22 protein-coding genes, 10 tRNA genes and 1 pseudogene are annotated in these 20,076 nt (G+C 42.2%); 2 read left to right on the top strand and 31 right to left on the bottom strand.

Annotation, left to right across the window (positions count from 1 at the left end; translation table 11 throughout):
* Nucleotides 1–176 precede the first annotated feature (176 nt).
* The 30 genes from A3M5_RS0119535 to A3M5_RS25860 form a co-directional block, all read right to left on the bottom strand.
* Nucleotides 177–250: transfer RNA gene (locus tag A3M5_RS0119535), tRNA-Gly, on the bottom strand.
* Between the two features lie 26 nt (nt 251–276).
* Nucleotides 277–353 (bottom strand) — tRNA-Pro (locus A3M5_RS0119530).
* 16 nt (nt 354–369) lie between these two features.
* Nucleotides 370–446: transfer RNA gene (locus A3M5_RS0119525), tRNA-Arg, on the bottom strand.
* 9 nt (nt 447–455) lie between these two features.
* A tRNA-Leu gene (locus A3M5_RS0119520) sits at nt 456–541 on the bottom strand.
* Between the two features lie 94 nt (nt 542–635).
* Nucleotides 636–711, bottom strand: a tRNA-Lys gene (locus A3M5_RS0119515).
* 4 nt (nt 712–715) lie between these two features.
* A tRNA-Gln gene (locus tag A3M5_RS0119510) sits at nt 716–790 on the bottom strand.
* A gap of 13 nt (nt 791–803) precedes the next feature.
* Nucleotides 804–880, bottom strand: a tRNA-Asp gene (locus A3M5_RS0119505).
* A 56-nt stretch (nt 881–936) separates the two neighbouring features.
* Nucleotides 937–1,008: transfer RNA gene (locus tag A3M5_RS0119500), tRNA-Glu, on the bottom strand.
* Between the two features lie 17 nt (nt 1,009–1,025).
* Nucleotides 1,026–1,116, bottom strand: a tRNA-Ser gene (locus A3M5_RS0119495).
* Nucleotides 1,117–1,125: 9 nt separating this feature from the next.
* Nucleotides 1,126–1,200, bottom strand: a tRNA-Asn gene (locus A3M5_RS0119490).
* Nucleotides 1,201–1,334: 134 nt separating this feature from the next.
* Entirely contained in the window at nt 1,335–1,796 is a 462-nt protein-coding gene (locus tag A3M5_RS0119485) for a SprT family protein (protein ID WP_026221833.1), read from the bottom strand.
* A gap of 2 nt (nt 1,797–1,798) precedes the next feature.
* Nucleotides 1,799–3,949: a Tex family protein gene (locus A3M5_RS0119480; protein WP_034299616.1), complete on the bottom strand. Its 2,151-nt coding sequence runs from the start codon at nt 3,947–3,949 to the stop codon at nt 1,799–1,801.
* 65 nt (nt 3,950–4,014) lie between these two features.
* Nucleotides 4,015–4,611 carry a PP2C family serine/threonine-protein phosphatase gene (locus A3M5_RS0119475; protein ID WP_018395459.1) on the bottom strand — a complete coding sequence of 199 codons (597 nt, stop codon included), beginning with the start codon at nt 4,609–4,611 and terminating at the stop codon, nt 4,015–4,017.
* Nucleotides 4,611–5,405 carry an RNA polymerase sigma factor SigB gene (gene sigB, locus A3M5_RS0119470; RefSeq protein ID WP_018395458.1) on the bottom strand — a complete coding sequence of 265 codons (795 nt, stop codon included), beginning with the start codon at nt 5,403–5,405 and terminating at the stop codon, nt 4,611–4,613. The genes A3M5_RS0119475 and sigB overlap by 1 nt, the downstream gene beginning before the upstream one ends.
* On the bottom strand, nt 5,383–5,850 hold the full coding sequence (rsbW, locus tag A3M5_RS0119465; RefSeq protein WP_018395457.1) for an anti-sigma B factor RsbW: 468 nt from the start codon (nt 5,848–5,850) through the stop codon (nt 5,383–5,385). The genes sigB and rsbW overlap by 23 nt, the downstream gene beginning before the upstream one ends.
* A complete protein-coding gene (locus tag A3M5_RS0119460) occupies nt 5,850–6,179 on the bottom strand; it encodes an anti-sigma factor antagonist (RefSeq protein ID WP_018395456.1) in 330 nt (109 codons plus the stop codon). The genes rsbW and A3M5_RS0119460 overlap by 1 nt, the downstream gene beginning before the upstream one ends.
* 92 nt (nt 6,180–6,271) lie before the next feature.
* On the bottom strand, nt 6,272–7,282 hold the full coding sequence (locus A3M5_RS0119455; RefSeq protein ID WP_018395455.1) for a PP2C family protein-serine/threonine phosphatase: 1,011 nt from the start codon (nt 7,280–7,282) through the stop codon (nt 6,272–6,274).
* A gap of 10 nt (nt 7,283–7,292) precedes the next feature.
* Entirely contained in the window at nt 7,293–7,691 is a 399-nt protein-coding gene (locus A3M5_RS0119450) for an anti-sigma regulatory factor (RefSeq protein WP_018395454.1), read from the bottom strand.
* Between the two features lies 1 nt (nt 7,692).
* Nucleotides 7,693–8,055: an STAS domain-containing protein gene (locus A3M5_RS0119445; RefSeq protein ID WP_018395453.1), complete on the bottom strand. Its 363-nt coding sequence runs from the start codon at nt 8,053–8,055 to the stop codon at nt 7,693–7,695.
* Complete coding sequence (gene rsbRA, locus A3M5_RS0119440; protein WP_018395452.1) at nt 8,052–8,879, bottom strand: RsbT co-antagonist protein RsbRA; 828 nt, start codon at nt 8,877–8,879, stop codon at nt 8,052–8,054. The genes A3M5_RS0119445 and rsbRA overlap by 4 nt, the downstream gene beginning before the upstream one ends.
* A gap of 175 nt (nt 8,880–9,054) precedes the next feature.
* Nucleotides 9,055–9,405 carry a type II toxin-antitoxin system PemK/MazF family toxin gene (locus A3M5_RS0119435; protein ID WP_018395451.1) on the bottom strand — a complete coding sequence of 117 codons (351 nt, stop codon included), beginning with the start codon at nt 9,403–9,405 and terminating at the stop codon, nt 9,055–9,057.
* A gap of 5 nt (nt 9,406–9,410) precedes the next feature.
* Nucleotides 9,411–9,692: a CopG family ribbon-helix-helix protein gene (locus A3M5_RS0119430; protein WP_018395450.1), complete on the bottom strand. Its 282-nt coding sequence runs from the start codon at nt 9,690–9,692 to the stop codon at nt 9,411–9,413.
* Nucleotides 9,693–9,830: 138 nt separating this feature from the next.
* Nucleotides 9,831–10,970 carry an alanine racemase gene (gene alr / locus A3M5_RS0119425; RefSeq protein ID WP_018395449.1) on the bottom strand — a complete coding sequence of 380 codons (1,140 nt, stop codon included), beginning with the start codon at nt 10,968–10,970 and terminating at the stop codon, nt 9,831–9,833.
* Between the two features lie 90 nt (nt 10,971–11,060).
* A complete protein-coding gene (locus A3M5_RS0119420; RefSeq protein WP_018395448.1) occupies nt 11,061–12,029 on the bottom strand; it encodes a LolA family protein in 969 nt (322 codons plus the stop codon).
* Nucleotides 12,030–12,077: 48 nt separating this feature from the next.
* A complete protein-coding gene (gene acpS, locus A3M5_RS0119415; protein WP_018395447.1) occupies nt 12,078–12,425 on the bottom strand; it encodes a holo-ACP synthase in 348 nt (115 codons plus the stop codon).
* Nucleotides 12,426–12,487: 62 nt separating this feature from the next.
* The gene (cshA, locus tag A3M5_RS0119410; protein WP_018395446.1) at nt 12,488–13,975 is read right to left on the bottom strand and encodes a degradosome RNA helicase CshA; all 1,488 of its coding nucleotides are present in this window, start codon (nt 13,973–13,975) and stop codon (nt 12,488–12,490) included.
* Nucleotides 13,976–14,110: 135 nt separating this feature from the next.
* The gene (locus A3M5_RS0119405) at nt 14,111–14,797 is read right to left on the bottom strand and encodes an alpha/beta hydrolase (protein ID WP_018395445.1); all 687 of its coding nucleotides are present in this window, start codon (nt 14,795–14,797) and stop codon (nt 14,111–14,113) included.
* A 23-nt stretch (nt 14,798–14,820) separates the two neighbouring features.
* The gene (locus tag A3M5_RS0119400) at nt 14,821–16,197 is read right to left on the bottom strand and encodes a UDP-N-acetylmuramoyl-tripeptide--D-alanyl-D-alanine ligase (RefSeq protein ID WP_018395444.1); all 1,377 of its coding nucleotides are present in this window, start codon (nt 16,195–16,197) and stop codon (nt 14,821–14,823) included.
* Between the two features lie 12 nt (nt 16,198–16,209).
* Nucleotides 16,210–17,265 carry a D-alanine--D-alanine ligase gene (locus tag A3M5_RS0119395; RefSeq protein ID WP_018395443.1) on the bottom strand — a complete coding sequence of 352 codons (1,056 nt, stop codon included), beginning with the start codon at nt 17,263–17,265 and terminating at the stop codon, nt 16,210–16,212.
* Complete coding sequence (locus A3M5_RS25860) at nt 17,265–17,429, bottom strand: hypothetical protein (protein WP_018395442.1); 165 nt, start codon at nt 17,427–17,429, stop codon at nt 17,265–17,267. The genes A3M5_RS0119395 and A3M5_RS25860 overlap by 1 nt, the downstream gene beginning before the upstream one ends.
* On the opposite strand from A3M5_RS25860, the pseudogene A3M5_RS0119385 reads away from it, so the two are divergent.
* Nucleotides 17,406–17,576 (top strand): annotated as a pseudogene (locus tag A3M5_RS0119385) (cation:dicarboxylate symporter family transporter); the annotation flags it as partial. The gene A3M5_RS25860 and the pseudogene A3M5_RS0119385 overlap by 24 nt on opposite strands.
* A gap of 74 nt (nt 17,577–17,650) precedes the next feature.
* On the opposite strand, the gene A3M5_RS0119380 reads toward A3M5_RS0119385, so the two are convergent.
* Nucleotides 17,651–18,424 (bottom strand): hypothetical protein, encoded by a 774-nt coding sequence (locus tag A3M5_RS0119380; RefSeq protein ID WP_018395440.1) that lies wholly within the window; start codon nt 18,422–18,424, stop codon nt 17,651–17,653.
* A 196-nt stretch (nt 18,425–18,620) separates the two neighbouring features.
* Between A3M5_RS0119380 and mgtE the strand changes: the two genes are divergently transcribed.
* Nucleotides 18,621–19,979, top strand: coding sequence for a magnesium transporter (mgtE, locus tag A3M5_RS0119375; RefSeq protein WP_018395439.1), 1,359 nt, complete (start codon nt 18,621–18,623; stop codon nt 19,977–19,979).
* Nucleotides 19,980–20,076 lie beyond the last annotated feature (97 nt).

The raw sequence follows: 20,076 nt of genomic DNA, 5'->3' as shown, positions 1-20,076 counted from the left end.
TGCATGTATTAGGCACGCCGCCAGCGTTCGTCCTGAGCCAGGATCAAACTCTCCAAAAAGTGTTTGACTTGCTCATTTGTTTATCTGCAGATGACAGGCATCTGCCAGATAAGATTTAAAACCAAAACGTTGACGTTTTTATTGATTTTGTTCAGTTTTCAATGTTCAATCAGTTATGGAGCGGGTGATGGGAATCGAACCCACGACATCAGCTTGGAAGGCTGAGGTTTTACCATTAAACTACACCCGCTTGATCGACCTTTTCATTAAAAGAAATGGTCGGGAAGACAGGATTCGAACCTGCGACCCCTTGGTCCCAAACCAAGTGCTCTACCAAGCTGAGCTACTTCCCGTTTTTTAAAATTCATATGGCGCGCCCGAGAGGACTCGAACCTCTAACCTTTTGATTCGTAGTCAAATACTCTATCCAATTGAGCTACGGGCGCTTATTATAATGGTGCGGCCGAGAGGACTTGAACCTCCACGGGGTTGCCCCCACTAGGCCCTCAACCTAGCGCGTCTGCCATTCCGCCACGACCGCATTAAGCATTTTACACACCTTAATTTCCCTTACCAACAGAATTATATGTTACACGAGCCATGCCAGTGTGTCAACACTTTTTCAAAAAACTTAATGGTGAGCCATGTAGGATTCGAACCTACGACCCTCTGATTAAAAGTCAGATGCTCTACCAACTGAGCTAATGGCTCAAAATGGCTGGGCTAGCTGGATTCGAACCAGCGCGTGACGGAGTCAAAGTCCGTTGCCTTACCGCTTGGCTATAGCCCAATCAAAATGAAAATGGCGGTCCGGACGGGACTCGAACCCGCGACCTCCTGCGTGACAGGCAGGCATTCTAACCAACTGAACTACCGGACCAAACGTAAAAATCACATAGAGAAGAGAAGCCTTGTAAAAAGCCGGCTTCCCGACGATGACCCCTACGGGATTCGAACCCGTGTTACCGCCGTGAAAGGGCGGTGTCTTAACCGCTTGACCAAGGGGCCTTTAAAAAATATTACTCTGGCGGAGAAGGAGGGATTTGAACCCTCGCGCCGGTTACCCGACCTACACCCTTAGCAGGGGCGCCTCTTCAGCCTCTTGAGTACTTCCCCAAATGAATATGGCTCCGCAGGCAAGACTCGAACTTGCGACCGATCGGTTAACAGCCGATTGCTCTACCACTGAGCTACTGCGGAACGACAATAGCGCCTTATCGACAATTAACATTATAGTTTTTTTTTCAATTTTCGTCAATACTTTTTTTATAAAGAAATAAATTAAAAAAAGCTGCTCAACTAAGATAGCAATTGAGACAGCTCTTGTCAATATGTTAATCAGTTATTTCTGATATTTGTCCTCGGCATGCTCCACACACATATTTATATACATTCATTTTCCGATATCGTTTATAAACAATCCCACATTCTAGACAACAATAGTGCAAAACCTGACGTACCTTCTTTTTCTCTTCTTTCCTTGGCAGTGCCTGGCAATAACGGGGAGAACTCGTTTCTATCAAAAGCTTTTTAAAATCAGCATCTCCATGCTTATACCCTTTTCTCTGCAAATGTAGGTGATAATGACATAGCTCATGCTTTATAATACCAATCAATTCTTCCTCCCCGTACTCCAATGCATATTTTTCATTTACTTCAATATGATGTGAATGGAGCAAATAACGGCCGCCGGTTGTGCGCAGCCGTTTATTTATATATGCTTTATGTCGAAATGGACGTTTGAAAAACTGAAGCGACAATTGTTCTGTCAGTTGCTGAACCATTTCATCCGTTATGATCATTGCTTATCTGTCTGAACCATCGTTAGTGCGATCCGTTCTTTATCTGCATCGACACTCTCAACCCAGACCGTTACAATGTCACCTACTGACACAATGTCAAATGGATTCTTCACAAATCCTTTTTTTAATTTAGAGATATGGACGAGACCATCTTGTTTTACCCCTATATCTACAAACGCACCGAAGTCCGTTACATTCCTTACCGTTCCTTCAAGTTCCATTCCTTTTTTCAAGTCTTCCATCTTTAAGACGTCTGTTTTTAACAATGGTGCTGGGAGTTCATCGCGTGGGTCGCGCCCTGGTTTTTGTAGCGATTCAATAATATCGTGCAATGTAATCTCACCGATATCAAGATCCACAGCTGTTTGCTGCACATCGAGTGATCGCAGTGATTCAGCCAATTTTTCCGTTCCGATTTCTTGCTTAGTAAAGCCCAGTTTTTTCAATAAAGCGGACACTTCTTTGTAGCTTTCTGGATGGATAGATGTCTGGTCAAGCGGTTCCTCTCCCCCCGTAATACGTAAAAAACCGATACATTGCTCAAATGTCTTCCCACCGAGACGCGGCACTTTTTTAATGACAGCACGCTTTTGGAATTTTCCATTTTCTTCACGATACTGAACGATATTACGAGCGACGGTTTTATTTAGTCCAGCTACATGTTCAAGCAATGATGGAGAGGCTGTATTTACATCCACCCCTACTCTGTTGACTGCTGTTTCAACGACAAATGAAAGGGAAGCGGATAATTTTTTTTGTGAAACGTCATGTTGATACTGACCTACGCCAATAGATTGTGGATCGATTTTAACGAGTTCTGCGAGCGGGTCTTGAATGCGTCTCGCAATCGACACAGCACTGCGTTCTTCTACCTTTAAATCCGGAAATTCATCGCGGGCAATGTCAGACGCGGAATACACACTAGCGCCTGCTTCGTTCACAATGATATAAGCCGTCTGTTTTTTCAGCTGCGGGATCATTTCAACGACAAATTGCTCCGATTCACGTGAAGCGGTTCCATTTCCAATCGCAATGATGTCCGCTTCATATTGATCGGCGATTTGTTTAAAGAGCTCCTCTGCCTCTTTTCTCTTCGCTTTTGGCGGATGCGGATAGATCACGTTAATAGAAAGTACCTTCCCCGTCTCATCGACGACAGCCAGTTTGCAGCCTGTTCGGTAAGCTGGGTCGACAGCCAGAACAATCTTTCCTTTTAAAGGTGGCTGCAGAAGCAGGTTTTTCAAATTTTCAGAGAAAATATGAATCGCTCGTTCTTCTGCAACTTCCGTCAGTTCATTGCGCACTTCACGCTCAACGGACGGGCGGATTAACCGTTTATACGCATCACGTGAAGCAGCAATAACGATCGATGTTGTTTCACTTCTGTCCGTTGTGATAAACGTTTTTGTTAAAAAGCGTATGACCCGCTCTTCATCGAATACAATGCTGACTTTCAACACATCTTCGCTCTCGCCACGGTTCACAGCAAGTGTGCGGTGAGGCGCAATTTTACTGATCGCTTCTTCATATTCATAATACATTTTAAATATTTCTTTTTCGTCTTCGCCTTTTAATTCTGTTTTTATTTTCCCATATTTCATCATATCAAGACGGATGCGCTGTCTGACGGATGCATCATCTGCTATTTTTTCAGCAATGATATCAGACGCGCCCCCAATAGCTTCTTCTACATCTGTCACCTGATCTGACATGTATTGCGCGGCTTCCCGCTTCACATTTGCCTGCTCCGGAAAGGTCAAAAGCCATTCTGCAAAGGGTTCAAGCCCTTTCTCTTTCGCAATCGATGCTTTCGTTCGCTTTTTCTGTTTGTATGGCCGATATAAATCTTCCACGGCCTGTAATGTAGCTGCTGCTTTTATATGCTGTTCGAGTTCAGGTGTCATTTTTTCCTGTTCTGTAATGGAACGGATCACATCTTCTTTACGCTGCTCCATGTTTTTCCGGTATGTAAATCGTTCAAGTATAGTTCGAATCTCTACCTCATCAAGTGATCCGGTCATTTCTTTTCTGTAGCGGGCAATAAACGGAATCGTGTTCCCTTCTTCCGTTAATTGAATGACTGCACGTACATTTTTCAATACGATATTCGTATCTGCTGCTGTCGCTTTTAATAATTGCTCCTCCATCACCAAGCCTCCGCTTCTTTTATTGAATAATTTCATTTTATCAAAAAAATAAAAAACCCGCTGAATCACAGCAGGTTTCCAACGATAAACGTTGCATCATCATTTGATTTTACCGCTACCTCGTTGAGTTCAGCAGCGATTTGCTCTATTGTTCGATAGCGCATTAATTCTTTCGTATTCAACAAGTTCACTCCGTCTGAATGAACGAGAAATTTACTGCCTTGCTCATACGGAAACCGTTCCATCCGGTAACGCTGCGGACGCCCAGACAAATAGCCGGTAACGGGGAGTGGGTATGTTAACTTCTCATCCGGTCCATATAAATAAAACCGAATATTACCGACACAGCTATATTCAAATTGACGGGTGCTGAATTTGATTTTAAAGAGAGCTGTAGCTGCTCCTCGTTTTTGATAAAGCGATTGATTAATCAATTCCATCAAACTCTCTATCGTCTCCGAGTGCCAATTCTGCTCTACCACTTCAGCAGCAGCATATGAGGATTCATAGGCATATCTGCCGCTTCCAAGACCATCAGCAAGCAGACAAATAAATTCATCGTCTTTCTGATCAACATAATACGTGTCTCCACAAAAAGAATTCCCATCTTTCGAATGGCTGCCAGCACTCATCTCAATGAATGTATTTTTCATATGCTCCATCAAGATAGACGCCCCGTTGAATACGCCTCTGCATGAATCGCTTCTTTCAATTTTTTAATAGCCCGTCTTTGCAGCCTTGATACATGCATTTGAGAAATACCTAACTTGTCACCAGCTTCTTTTTGACTTAAATTTTCCAAATAAGTAAACTGAATGATTTGCTTTTCACGATCAGACAAGACGTGCAATACTTTTTCAAGCACAAGACGCTGATCAACACGCTCATAGCCTTCTTCAGGATTTCCCACAATATCAAGAAGCGTAATCGTACTGCCATCCGAGTCCGCTTCAATCGAGTGGTCGACAGAAAGTGCCTGATAACTTTTCCCCATCTCCATCGCTTCGAGTACTTCTTCTTCGGAAATATCAAGATATTGCGATATTTCATCGACACGCGGCGAACGCTGCAACGATGTTGTTAATTCTTCATTTGCCGATTTAATTTTTGGCCCAAGCTCTTTAATCCGGCGCGGAACATGCACACTCCAAGTTTTGTCACGTAAGAAGCGTTTAATTTCACCGACGACTGTCGGGATCGCAAACGCTTCAAAGCTTTTGCCAAATGAATCATCGTAGCGGCGAATCGCACCTAGTAATCCCATCATACCTACTTGAACAATATCTTCGTGATGGGAGCGGCCTTTTGAATATTTACGTGCGATTGATTCCACGAGGCCTTGATAATGTTTGACAAGCCTTTCCTGTGCTTCTTGATCACCGTTTTCCTGAAATGCTTTAATCCAGTCTATGGCCTGAAGCTTTGCAGCTTGGTTAGGTCGAGACGGTTTCTGCATCCATCTCCACCTGCTCTCCTTCAAGATACTTAGTCATAAACAAAGTGATCCCTTCATTTTGATGCACTTTTACTTCATCCATTAATGTTTCGATTAAGTAAAGGCCTAATCCTCCCTCACGTAAAAATTCTACAGAATGATCTATATATGGGCCGAGCGACTCTTTTGTTTTATGAAAATCAAAACTTTTCCCATTATCGGAAACAACGACTTCGAGATGATCATCGTATAAGCCAAAACCGATCAGCACTTCGCCTTCTTCACCTTTGTACGCGTGCTGGACAGCATTCGTGATCGCTTCACTCGTTGCAATTTTCAAATCTTCAATTGTCTCGTAAGAAAAGCCCATTCGGCTGGCAATCCCAGACAGTGTTAAACGAGTGACTCCGACGAATTCCGGCTTTGCCGGGATTTTCATTTCGATGTAGTCAACTACTGCCATCATTACACGCCACCTTCTGCTACAGAGTTAATATTCATGATGTCTGCGAGTCCTGTTATATCAAAAAGACGTTTTAAACGGTCTGATAAGCCAACAAGTTTTAACGTTCCTTCATTTGCATTTAAGCTTTTAAAAAGGCCTACGAATACACCAAGACCTGTACTATCCATATATGAAACCCCGGACAAATCAATCACGACATTCGCATATTGTTTTTCAGTGTATGGAAAAGCTGTTTCACGCAGTTTAGGTGCTGTATATGCGTCGATTTCACCTGCAAGTGTGATCGTTGTCTGCAGTTCTTGCTCTCGTACGTCAATGGAAATGTTCATTCAAATTAAACCACCTTTTAATAAAATATCTAGATATCTCTATGCTTTCAATACCTTCCTTTTACCCAACTTACCCGCATGGTAAACCCCTGTTATGCTATTCGTTTTAATATAATCAACGTAAAATCATCACGCAGCTGAAAATCCTGTAAATATTCAAGTTCTTTGTAAACTTTATCAGCAATATCCTGAGCGCCGAGCTGTATGTATTTTTCTATATAGCCAATAAGTGTATCGACTTCTAAAAATCCATCTTTCGTCCGGCATTCTGTTACACCATCTGACATGAGCAAAATAACATCGCCTACTTCTACTTTTCTTTCATATTCATTATATTTCGCTTTTTTATCAACACCAAGTAACAGGCCTTTTGCTTTTAATTCTTCAAATATCCCTTTTTCACTGTTATAAAAAAAGCCTGGTTCATGCCCAGCCGAGGAATAATGGAACGTATGATTTTCAGGATGATATAACCCGCTAAACATTGTGATAAACATCGTCGGGTCTACATTTTGTTCAACGACACGATTCAAGCGCTCCAGCACGTCTCCCGGCGCCTGACTGTCATCCGGCATACTATCCATTGAATATTTAATCATCGACATGCAAAGTGCAGCAGGAATTCCTTTTCCAATAATATCGGCAATCGCTACACTAATTGCACCGTTTTCATGGGAAACAAAGTGATAGTAATCCCCACTCATCTGCTTAGCCGGCACACTGATTGCCCCGATATCCAGAGAAGAAAGATGAGGAATCTGTGTACCAAGAAGGGTTTGCTGCATGCTCGCAGCCACTTCAATTTCATTAATCAATTCCCGCTGAATGGTGCGTAAACTTTGATGTTCACGGTAGGCAAGACCATATGCCATCATCACTTCAAGCAAAATATCAAGCGATAAAAGCAATGATTCCGGCAGATCAGGCTCCAACTCCATAATAGATGTTTTATGGAGACTGATCATTTCTTCTGGAGACACTTTACATTCAAGCAATTTTCTGCTGAACTTCTCACTCAAATAAAGCGCCTGTTCAGTTTGATCGCTAATATATGTTTTTAATATTTCTTTATAATTATCGAGCATCGTGTCTCTGAAATTCATCCTTTACCTCCTACCTGAGCCACTTCACCGACTGAATAAGGGTACCTTCTCCTAGAGTGGATTCGATTGAAAATTCATCCATCAGCCGCTTAACGCCCGGCAGCCCTGCGCCAAGTCCACCAGAAGTCGAAAATCCATCTTCCATTACTTTGCGAAGATCGGAAATGCCCGGTCCTGCGTCGCGTGAAATGATCGTCATTCCTTTCTTTGCTCCATTCTCTACCTTTTCTATGATAATTTCCCCCTGGCCTGCGTATAAATAAATGTTACGCGCCAATTCGCTGATCGCAGTCGTGATACGGGCCTGATCCACGATACCAAAGCCAAGCTCTTTTGCGACATTTCTACCAAGCTGTCTCGCCGCTACGATATCCCATTCATTTATTATTTTAACACTAGAGTCCATCATTTCAGTCCCCCAGTTCCCGTTGAAGTTTCTCCAAACCTTTTTCGAGATCCAGTGCAGTCATAACTCCCTCTAAGTGAATACCAAGTTCAATCAATGTAATTGCAACAGCTGGCTGAATACCAGTAATGACCACTTTCGCGCCCATCAACTTTGACATACTAATCACATCACCAAGCACTTTCGCAATAAAAGAATCTATAAAATCAATAGATGTAAAATCGATAACAACGCCGCGTGCACTCGTTTCATGAATTTTATGAAGAAGGTCTTCCTGAAATTGAAGTGCCGTCTGATCATCAAGTTCCCATTGAATCGAAACGAGTAAACAGTCATGCAGTTTTAAAATCGGAATTCTCATGTTCATTCTTGCACCTCCACAATTTTCCTTGACGTGAGCGCTAGCGCCTGCTCGACACCTTTTTTCAGTGTACTAGTCGTTGTCACATCTTCCAGATTAATGCCTAAATTGACGATCGTCTGGGCAATTTCGGGACGAATGCCGACAATCGTACATTTCGCACCGACGAGACGGACCGCTTCTGCTGCTTGAATAATATGATGCGCGACCATTGTATCGACAACTGGTACACCTGTAATATCGATTAAAACGACTTCCGCCCGATGATTGACAACTCCTTCAAGTAAATTTTCCATAATCTGCTTTGCCCGTTCCGTATCGATCGTTCCGATAAGCGGCATAACCGAAATCTTATCAAAAACTGGAATAAGGGGTGCAGTCAATTCCTGAAGCGCAATTTTTTGAAGAGAAACGGTCCGCTCCCATGATGTTGTGTAGGCTTGTGTAATCGTTTTATACATGGGGAACATCCAGTTGTTAATTTCAGCAGCAAATTCGACATAGCTGTTATGATCAATGTTTCCTTCTTTTTTCATTCTATCTTCAACAATTTGTCCAAACACCCGCAAACCATCTGTCATCATCGTCAGCGGCCAGCCTAGCCGGACAATTTTTTCTGAGAATTCGATAGCTCGATCATGAAATGCTTCTACAGACTCTGAAAAATTCGACATGACTAGCTCAACAAATTCCGCACTTGTTTTAATAAACATATGATCGGACATTGTCTGAATAGCCCGTTCGTCTGCTTCTTTGCGCATAAGTTCAATCCATTCATTTAAAATCTCATCGTTATGAGAATATACATATTGATAAATTGTTTTACGCATTCAGTTCGCTCCAATCATCATTCCGTTTCAGCACATCGCAAGCGGTTTCGTCAAAAACGTTCATTATTTTCATTATAAAGGTTATAAGAGCAATTAAAAAGCAGAACCCTCTGCTTATTACAAAAAATTCAGGTTCATAAAAAAAGCATCTACGGTTTCCCCGTAGATGCCTTCATTAAAATTGTATAAGACCTAAACTAATTTGCAAGGCGTCGTCCACTTTCTCCATCATTCCATCGTCTAGCTGCGTTATTTTATCTGTCAGCCGCTGCTTATCTATTGTCCGGATCTGCTCGAGTAAAATGACGGAATCTCTTTCAAAACCGTACCGCTCAGCATTAATTTCGACATGCGTTGGCAGTTTGGCTTTCTGAATCTGAGCTGTAATGGCCGCAACGATAATAGTGGGACTGAACCGATTCCCGATGTCGTTCTGGACGACAAGAACAGGCCGGACGCCGCCTTGTTCGGAACCGACAACAGGAGACAGGTCTGCAAAATATACGTCACCACGTTTTACGATCACACGGTTTATCCTCCACTTACTAAACGTTCGACTGTGTTGCCTGCCTCATATTCAGCCTGCATCGCTTCAGAAGCAATAGCAAGGTTGATTTTCGCCATTTCCATGTATCCGCGGCGCATAGATTCACGAATATGACGCTTTTTTCGTTCACGCAAATACATTTTTGTAGCTCGATAAATAAATTCACTCCGGCTAATTTCTTCCTGCTCCGCAAAACAGTCAAGTTCATTTACAAACTGCTTGGGCAAGTTTACTAACACATCTGTCGTCGTACTGGATTCAGACAAGAACTACACCTCCACCAATCACTACACACGTCTCTTTTTTTTGTTACTGTCATAGACATCATACCATTGCATGTTCTAGGATGGAAGAGGCAATTGAAAAATATTGTATAACAGTGAATAAGGAGTAGCCCACACTGATTACAACAACGGATTAGATACATGAACGACTTGTCCATTCTCTTTATAGACACGCGGAACACGCGCGGTGATGACACACGGAACTTCGTAATTGATCGTCTCGAGTTTTCTTGCCACTTCATCCATTGTTATTTCATCATCACCCTGGCGGCCAATAAGCGTAACTTCCGTACCACAAGAATATTCTTGCGGAAGGCGGATCATACACTGATCCATACAGATTCGGCCAACAATCGGTGTCCGCTTGCCATCAACGAGCACTTCCTGCCCGCTCAGCTTGCGAATCCATCCATCGGCATATCCAATCGGCAATGTACCGATCCACTCTCCTTCTGAGGCTTCGTACGTCGCTCCATAGCTGACTTTCTCCCCCTCATGCATTTGTTTCACATGGATAAGTTTCGTATGCAAAGAAAAAGCCGGCTTCAATTCAAAAGGTAGTAATGATTGAATCTCAAGAGATGGCGTCAGTCCGTACATCGAAATACCAAATCGTACTGTATTAACACCAGCACCTTGAAAACGAAGTGTTGCGGCGCTGTTTGCACAATGAATATAGCGCGGTTTTTCTGAAATAGATGAAACAAGCTCTTGAAAAGTCTGAAGTTGCTTTTCAAAATAAGCTGTATGTACTTCATCTGCCGTCGCAAAATGAGTGAATATACCTTCGAATACATATGATTCAGATTGATTCAGTTTATCGATAATCGACTGCAATTCATCTATCGTTTTCACACCAATCCGTCCCATTCCTGTATCACATTTAATATGTACGCGCAGCGTTTGACCTTTTTCCATATGCACATGAGTCAGCCATTCTTTTTCATGAACGGTTAAAGAAATATTATGTGTTGCTGCAATACCCGCAGTATTAGGACGACTGGCACCGAGAACGAGGATCGGTGCTGTAATGCCTGCTTTTCTTAGTGACAATGCTTCATCTAAAAAAGCAACCGCCAGCCCTTTTGCCCCTGCACGAAGCGCAGCCTTTGCTACCTGCACGTTGCCATGGCCATACGCATTCGCTTTTACAACAGCAAACATTGTCATTGAATCTGCTAAATGTTGAATTGTTTTTGCGACGTTCCACTTTATTGCGTCAAGATTTATTTCCGCCCATGTATCGCGATAATAATCCATCTTTTTCACATCCTATTTTGTCAAAGTCATGATGCTTGCACTTCTATTTTACACACAAAAAAAGCGGCGGTAAACTATGACCGCCGTCCTTTACTTTACTGCACCCGGCTGCATGGAAGCTGCCGTATATTCCATCTCACCTTTCGTCATCACGTCGGATGCCATCATAAATTCAACATCATTATATACCCAGGTTAACGATCCTTCTGCTGATTCACCGGCTGCAAATCCCATATCCGTCATGTTACCTGATGCAGAAACGACACTTTGTCCATTTAAGGCGGATGCTCTTTTTTGAATAAGTGTAAATGGCTTGTCTCCTCCATATGTTAACACGACTCTATCCCCTATTTTCGTTTCATCAATCAGCGTGGAATCCGTTATAGCGACTGGATAATGAACAGTGAATTCTTCTTCCACCGAACCTGCTGTTTCTTTTGTTGTCGTTTCCTTCCGCTCAAAGTCCTTTTTCGAAAATGTTGGATTTAAATCCATATTTTTAAAAATAACAGTAATGACGGGTTTTTCCTGTTTGTCCATCACTTTGACCATCACTGGTGTCAAATCATCTTTATTGAATGTTATTTGCTGACGCGGCAGAATCTTACTATTTGTGTAGCGTGTTTTCGTTTCAAATACATAATGCTTGGCTGTTTCTTTAAATGTCGCTTCTCCATCTGCCTGTATATCTGCAGCGAGTGATTCAAATAAGTAAGACTGACTGCTGTTTTCCGGCCAATTATTATCATACTTAAAACTTTTACCAAGTGAAGGTGTCATAACGTAAATGCCTGATTTGTTTTTCAAAATCGTCTGACTATGCTTATTAGTAACAGAAGCAAGATGAACGCGGTAATACGTGTGCTGCTTATTCCAGATGTCTACGTTATAGCTTTGTTTTTCTTTGCCGGCTTGAATTTCAAGTACGGCTTTCGCTTTATATCCGGCAGCGTTTTTTGCTTTTTCGTTAATCTCCGTCACAACATCTTCTTTCGTCGGCGCTCCGCAGGCAGATACCAGGAGTAAAACGATTGCTAGTAAGCCAATCCACTTTTTCATTGCCGCACCCCTCTCATAAGCACTATATGAGGATGTTTAGGGCAATATTCATTCGATCACAACAACTGCCGCCGCATATTCACGGCTATGTGTAATTGTGATATGTACACCTTCTGAATAAGGACGAATTAAGATCGGTCGTCCCTTATCGTCTGAACTGATTTCAATATCTTGAAATGATAAATGCTCACCAATGCCTGTTCCTTCTGCTTTTGAAAAAGCTTCTTTCACTGCGAATCGGCCGGCTGCGTATTCCCACTGACGGCTTCCGTTTTTATCGTGAAAAAACGTCAGTTCCTGCGGTGTTAAAATACGTTCAATAAACTTGGGCTGCCGCTCGATCAAACGGCGAATCCGATCAATCTCCACAATATCCATGCCAATTCCTTTTATCATCCAGTTCACATTCCTCTCAAAAAAAAGCCATTCCAGTATAGACCGGAACGGCTCATTTCTTATTAATTTGAAGAATATTTACGACGTCCGCCGCCGCCTGATCCACCCGAACCGCCTTTACGGTCACGGTTTCCATAAGAACGTCCGCCGCCTTGACGACCACCACCGCCGCTGCCTGATTTGCGATAGCCACCGCCAGAATTCTTGCTGCGGAAATTATCACGTTTTTGCGGAAGTGAAGATTCATTTGTAATGTGAACCGGTGTACGGTCCGGCTCTTTTGTGATCAATTTTACAGCAGCTGCCACGATATCTTCAGGGCTGTATTGATCAAGCAAATTTTTTGCAAATGTACGATATTCTGTCAATTCATTTTTTGTAATCGTTGCTTCAAGCTCCGTTACAGCTGCTTGCTGCTGACCGCTGAGTGCATCGTCCCACGTTGGAGCTTCCATTGGCGTCATACGTTTTTTCGTTGTACGTTCCACTTCACGAAGATAGCTCATTTCACGCGGATCAACGAATGTAATCGCCATCCCTTCTTTACCGGCACGACCTGTACGGCCAATACGGTGAACATAGCTTTCCGGATCCTGTGGAATGTCATAGTTATAAACGTGCGTGACGCCTGAAATATCCAGACCGCGTGCTGCAACATCAGTTGCGACGAGTACATCGATTTTCCCGGATTTAAAACGGTTCAACACAGTTAGACGTTTCGCCTGTGTTAAGTCACCGTGAATTCCTTCTGCCTGGTAACCGCGAAGGCTAAGTGCATTTGAAAGCTCATCTACGCGGCGTTTTGTACGGCCAAAGATGATCGCTAGCTCAGGTGTTTGAACATCCATTAAACGAGAAAGAATGTCAAATTTATCGCGTTGCTGCACTTTGACGAAATATTGATCGATATTTGAAACCGTCATTTCCTTCGCTTTAATACGGATCATTTCTGGATCTTTCATGAAACGTTCTGCAATCGCACGGATTGGTCCTGGCATTGTTGCCGAGAATAGAAGCGTTTGACGTTCTTCGGGAACATTTGAAAGAATGGATTCGATGTCTTGAATGAAGCCCATGTTCAACATTTCATCAGCTTCATCAAGAACAAGCGTCTGAATATTTTCAAGTTTCAATGTACGACGATTAATATGATCTAAAATACGTCCTGGTGTACCAACGATAATGTGTGGACGTTGTTTTAATGCACGAATCTGCCGTTGAATGTCTTGTCCACCATATACAGCTAATACACGTGCACGTTTTCCGCTGCCGATTTTGTAAAGTTCTTCTGATACTTGAATTGCCAGCTCACGTGTCGGTGCAATAATAAGACCTTGGATTGAATCGTTTTTCGTATCGATTTTTTCAACCATCGGTACACCAAAAGCAGTCGTTTTACCCGTACCCGTTTGCGCCTGTCCAATAATATCTTTTCCTGCAAGGCCTAATGGAATTGTATCCGCCTGAATTGGTGTCGCTTCTTCAAAGCCCATTTTGTCAATAGCTCTCAGCGTCTCAGCGCTTAAGTTTAAATCTTTAAATTTCGTCAATAGTTTCTTCTCCTTCTATGTTAAACTGCTGTCCGCACAAAAAATACCCTTCTACGTTCATGCGAAGAGCAACATGTCTATTGTATCTTATCATTCCACGTCCGAATTTTCAATGCGCATTTTTATAACTCTACGTTACTTGCACAAAAAAGTAAAGACCTTCTCAAAAAGTTCTTTTTTACTTCCTGTATGACAAATTAAATGCTTCGCTTTTGGAGAGTAATAAAGGTGCCGCTCAGCTGATGAAAGGCGCTTGTAAATATATTCTGCACTTGTGACCGGAACAATACCGTCTTCTGTTCCTTGGGCAATAAATACTGGTACTGTAATCTTCTTTAGTTCTGGGCGAGCGAGACGCACTACTTTTTGAAACTGACGCGCGGCGGCCGGCGGCGTTATAATCAGTTTTTCCCGATAACGCAAAAATAATTCATTTTCATGAAGCTGCTTTTTGCGCAAATCCTGCACCATTTCCCGAACGTCTTCTTTTATTTGCGCCGGATTTACATATTTCGCTGCCGCGCTGAGCAGCACAAGTTTACTAATCGAGTAGCGGGCGGTCAAATATGCAGCAATCAATCCTCCCATCGAAAAGCCGATCACATACACTTCTTCACATTCCTCAAACAGTTTTTGAAGTGCTAATTCAGCGCAGTCAACCCAGTCTGTACAAGTACTATCTTTCAACGAAAGCGTATCGCCATGCCCCGGTAAAAGAGGCACAACGAATTTCCAGTCCGTGTGTTGCTGCAAGTAATCCACAAGCGGCTCTACTTCATATGGCGCTCCTGTAAACCCATGTATACAAAGGCAGCCAATCATGACTGCTCACCGCTTTCCACATCTTATTTTGACAGTCCGTCTACTACTTCTTCCAATCTCATACCTCTTGACGCTTTAATTAACAGCAGTTCGCCGCCTTCTAGAACACCATCGACTGCTTTAATTAATTCATGTTTGTCTTGAAAAGCAAAAACTCTGTCCGGACCCAGTGCATTTTTCGCTCCAGCTGCAATAAACTGGCCGAGTGCACCATACGTAAATAAGTAATCGATTTTATCTCCATCAATCACCTGACCCGTCTGATAATGAAACAGTTCTTCATCAAGGCCGAGTTCAAGCATATCACCAAGAATGACTATTTTCCGGTCATAGCCAGGCAGTTCCGATACGAGTGAAATAGCTGCTTTTACCGATGTCGGGCTGGCATTATATGCGTCGTTTATTATCTTTATACCCTTTTTACCTTTCACCCACTCCATCCGCATTTTCGTCAGTTCCACTTTCCGGAGACCTGCTGCCATATCTTCATACTGCACAGCAAACAGGCTGGCCGCTGCAATAGCTGCGAGCGCATTCGTGACGTTATGTTGACCAAGTACAGGTAAATCAAATCGTACGGACGGTTCTTTATTTATAGAAAAAATGCTTCCATTCTCCGTTTGTTCAACAGATACAGGATAAAATGTGTTCGACTCACCCAGACCGAATGTTATCGTTTGAAATAGTACTTCTTCAGTCATTTTTTCAGTAAGATACGGTTCATCTCCTAAATAAACAAGTGTTCCTTCACTCGATAAACCCGCTGAAATTTCCAATTTTGCGTCTGCAATTGCTTCTCTTGAGCCAAGATCTTTCAAATGGGATTCACCGATATTTGTAATAATGGCCACATCCGGTGTAGCAAGCTTTGACAAAAGCTCAATTTCACCTCTGTTGCTCATGCCCATTTCAAGCACGGCAACTTCCGTATCTTCACGTAATGACAGCATCGTTAACGGCAGACCAATATGATTGTTATAATTACCTTCTGTTTTTTGAACACGGTATTTCTCCGCAAACACGGCGGCCGTCATATCTTTAACTGTCGTCTTACCGTTGCTGCCAGTAATACCGACGACTTTCACGTTAAGTGAATCACGATATGCTTTTGACAGCTGCTGGAGCGCAAGCAATGTGCTTTCTACGATCAGCACCGGCAAATCCTCCGGTGCTCCAGGTATATCTTTTTGCCACAAGGCCGCTCCTGCGCCATTTTCAATCGCTTGCCGCACATATTTATGTCCATCTGTATTTTCACCAGTAAAAGGAACAAACAAACAGCTTCCTTCTACTTCACGCGAATCAATTGACACACCTTCAATGAACCGTTCATGCCAGATTGTTACATCATTTTCTACATTTATCATTTTCGTTAACTGCTCAACCGTTTTACGAATCATGAGCGCCCACCTTTAAACCGTATATTTAATCTTTTGTTTTTCTATATGACGTTCAACCGCTAGGCCAATCATCTTTTCAATAAGCTGTGGATATTCAACCCCTGCTTCTTTCCAAAGAAGCGGGAACATACTGAATGGTGTAAAGCCAGGCATTGTATTCACTTCATTAATTAATAAATCTCCACTTTCCGTTAAAAAAAAGTCAGCACGGACAAGTCCTGAGCAGTCAAGTGAGCGGAACGCACGAATCGCTAATTGTTCCATTTCCATTTTTTGAGCATCCGTTAGATCAGCGGGAATAATGAGCGCTGTATCTTCATCTTCATATTTCGCCTTGTAATCGTAAAAATCCTTTTTTGGTACAATTTCACCGATCACCGAGCAGACAGGCATCTCATTTCCGAGGATCCCCACTTCAATTTCACGGGCAACGACCCCTTCTTCAATGATGACTTTTCGGTCAAATTGAAATGCTTCTTCCATTGCACCTATAAGTTCTTCTTTGTTTTGGCATTTGCTGATACCGACACTTGAACCAAGATTTGCCGGTTTTACAAAACAAGGCCAGCCGATTTCACGTTCAATTAATGCACAACCTGCTTCTTTATTTTGTTCCCATTCTGTACGAGTCATGTGTGTATAGCCAACTTGTTTTAATCCCGCTTGCGCAAAGACATTTTTCATAATCACTTTATCCATGCCAGCAGATGAAGCGAGCACACCGTTCCCTACATATGGCACATTCAACACTTCCAAGAGACCTTGAACCGTACCGTCTTCTCCATTCGGTCCGTGTAAAAGCGGGAAAACAACATCGTATTTTCCTTGTGCAAGCATAGAAAGAACATGTTCCGTCCCACCATTTTCAGTTAACTGTAATTCTTCTATGGTGGAAGCAGGCGTTTCTAGTTTTTCTCCCTCTGTCCATGTCCCATCAATTGAAATGTATATAGGATATACATCAAATTTATATAAATCAAGCGCCGCTGTCACTGCTTTCGCTGTTTGCAGCGATACGTTGTGCTCCGCTGATTTCCCCCCATAAAGTAACCCAAGTTTCTTTTTCATTATAAGCCTCCAAAAATTTCGGTATTTTCTATTTTACCATGCTTTTCCGTCATAAGAATAAATTTTCCATCCGACTTCTTACTCAAATTATATATTATGCTTCTTTCATCTGAAGAATAACAATATTCCGTCTGTCCTTTTTCATCATGATTATTATTCTCCATCTTCTTTACTTGCTCGTTCAGTACAGTGTAGCAGGCTCATTGAAAAAACAGAATCCGATTGCGATGGTGCACACGATGATGCCGGCTTATTTTACCGCACTCGGTACACAGTCATCTGCATCAACCATTCCTGTCACACTTGCACAATGGAGCAATGTTTAAAAGTGTGACACTTGTCCTTGTTCGTTAAAAAACGGATTCTCAATGTGAGAATCCGTTTTTTATTGTGAAAATACGCTCCACTCATGTGTTTTCTTATCAAACACGAACCGGGCATTTGGCAATGTTCTGAAACTGGTCATATACTCGTCAAACACATCGTCCATATTAATATGATCACCGACAACCCAAATTGGCACTTCCACCTTTGAGCGGCTCTGCTCCGCTTTTGCCAATGAAATGACAATTCCTTCTTTCATATCTCCACAGGCAAGTGCAATCATTCCGGGTGGGATCGGCGGAAACGCCGATCCTTTCTTCAAAGCAAAAAATGACCGTTCACTACGAAAGAAACCGAGCTTTAATGAAATCACTTTACCGAGCACACTGTAAAAATCAGGCATGTGGCGATAATACGTTTTATTGAACCACTCATCATCGTGCGATAAGTACGCATAACGATTGTTCAACTTGATGTAAAACGGACGTCGCAAATGCTCCTTGCTATGGGCCAGATAAAGAAGCTCTGCAATTTCGCTTCCTTCTAGTTCATTCAGTCCATCTATATCCTCAAAATCAACCCAGCAAAAATCGCCATACTCTCCTACATCTTCCTTCAATAAACTTTTCAGTCCATCCGGTTCAATGTAATCGAAACGGGTATGCATATTAAAGTCACTATCCTCAAACTTGTGCTTCAATAATAGCAAATGCGGGGGTGTCTCCGGAATGGCCTTTATAAATTCTTGAAATTCAATTCCATACGATACGACATATTGATTAATTGGGTGTAAATGTATATAAATCAGTTCTTTCATGTTTCCGGGACTTTTCAATCATATGACCTCCACATCGCGACGAATTGCATAGCTGCCTCTATCTTTTTTTGTTATACTGTTATTTTATCAAAATTCGTTCATCTTCGTACGTAAATTTACAATGAATTTCACAAAATGTGTGAAACTTTTGTCCCCATTTCGTTTTATACTAAATGTGCAGCTGAAATTTCACAAAAAGGAGGGTCCCCTGTCTGTGATTTCGAACTTAACCGAAGACCAACTCACCCTGCTCGTCATCAAGCTCTTAAAAGAAGGCAAAAAAACGGACCTGCAGCATTTAATTGATGAACTTCACCCGTACGATATGGCAGCCATCTATCGCAACCTGCCGGAAAAACATCAAACGCGGTTTTTGCTTCATTTATCGATTCCGATTTTGACCGATATGATCCAGGAGCTCGAAAGTGACGAACAAATGATCGTTCTCAAAAATGTCGGGAAAGAACGATCCCGAAAAGTACTCGATGATATGGACAACGATGACCTTGCTTCTCTTCTTGATGACATGTCACCGGAAAATATTAAAATCTTCCTGTCCGGTATGAAAAAAGAAGAATCGACCATCGTTGAAACTATGATGAGCTTTCCTTCAGAAACAGCTGGACGCCTTATGACAAACCGCTTTGTATGGATTAAACATTCATACACAGTGAGAGAAGCTGTTGAAAAATTGAAAAGTTTCGCTGAGTTCGCAGAAACAATCAACTATTTATATGTCATTGACGATCATAAAAAACTCGTTGGTGTTGTCTCTTACCGTGACATGCTCTTGGCAGATACCCATGAAAAAATTGCTGATATTATGTACGCACGTGTTATTTCGGTCAGTGCGCATACAGATCAAGAAGAAGTTGCCCGTCTCATTCAACGATATGACTTCCTTGCCATTCCAGTTGTCGATGAGAGCAATGTTTTAATCGGTATCGTCACGTTTGATGATATTATCGACGTCGTTATTCAAGAAGCAAATGAAGATATCGAAAAATTATCTGCTTCCGGTAAATCGATTGACTTTGATACGAAAGCCGGTGTCGCATCATTCAGACGCCTTCCATGGCTCGTACTGCTTTTATTTATCGGACTCGTATCTGGCAACATTATTTCCGGCTTTGAAGATATACTCCATCAAGTCGTTGCGCTTACTTATTTTATGCCGATGATTTCCGGTATGACCGGCAACACCGGTACACAGTCTCTTGCTGTTGTCGTCCGCGGGCTCGCTTCACGTGATATTGATATGAAAACAGTTCTGAAGCTGATCATGCGGGAATTCGGTGTTGGATTGATCATTGGTGCTGTATGTGGCATCCTAATCTTTTTTATCGCTTTTTTCTGGCAGGGCAGTACCGTTCTCGGATTTGTCGTCGGTGCCTCTCTTTTGCTTACATTAATCATCGGAACGCTTGCTGGTACGATTATCCCGCTCATTTTATATAAGATAAACATCGACCCGGCAGTCGCATCCGGACCGCTTATTACAACAATTAATGATATTTTTTCACTCATCACATACTTTACGATTGCCTCATGGTTTTTAGCACATCTGTTATAGAAATGATTACGATATTTGACCGAATTATCTGTCTTTAATATAATAGAGATATTAAAGAATGAAACGAATGAAGGAAGGTGATCAAATGGGACATTGA

This window comes from Bacillus sp. 37MA, from assembly GCF_000372765.1.
GTDB classification, from domain to species: Bacteria; Bacillota; Bacilli; order Bacillales; family Domibacillaceae; genus Domibacillus; species Domibacillus aminovorans.
Note: the sequence above shows the minus strand (reverse complement) of the source record. Positions and strands in the feature narration are given on the sequence as shown.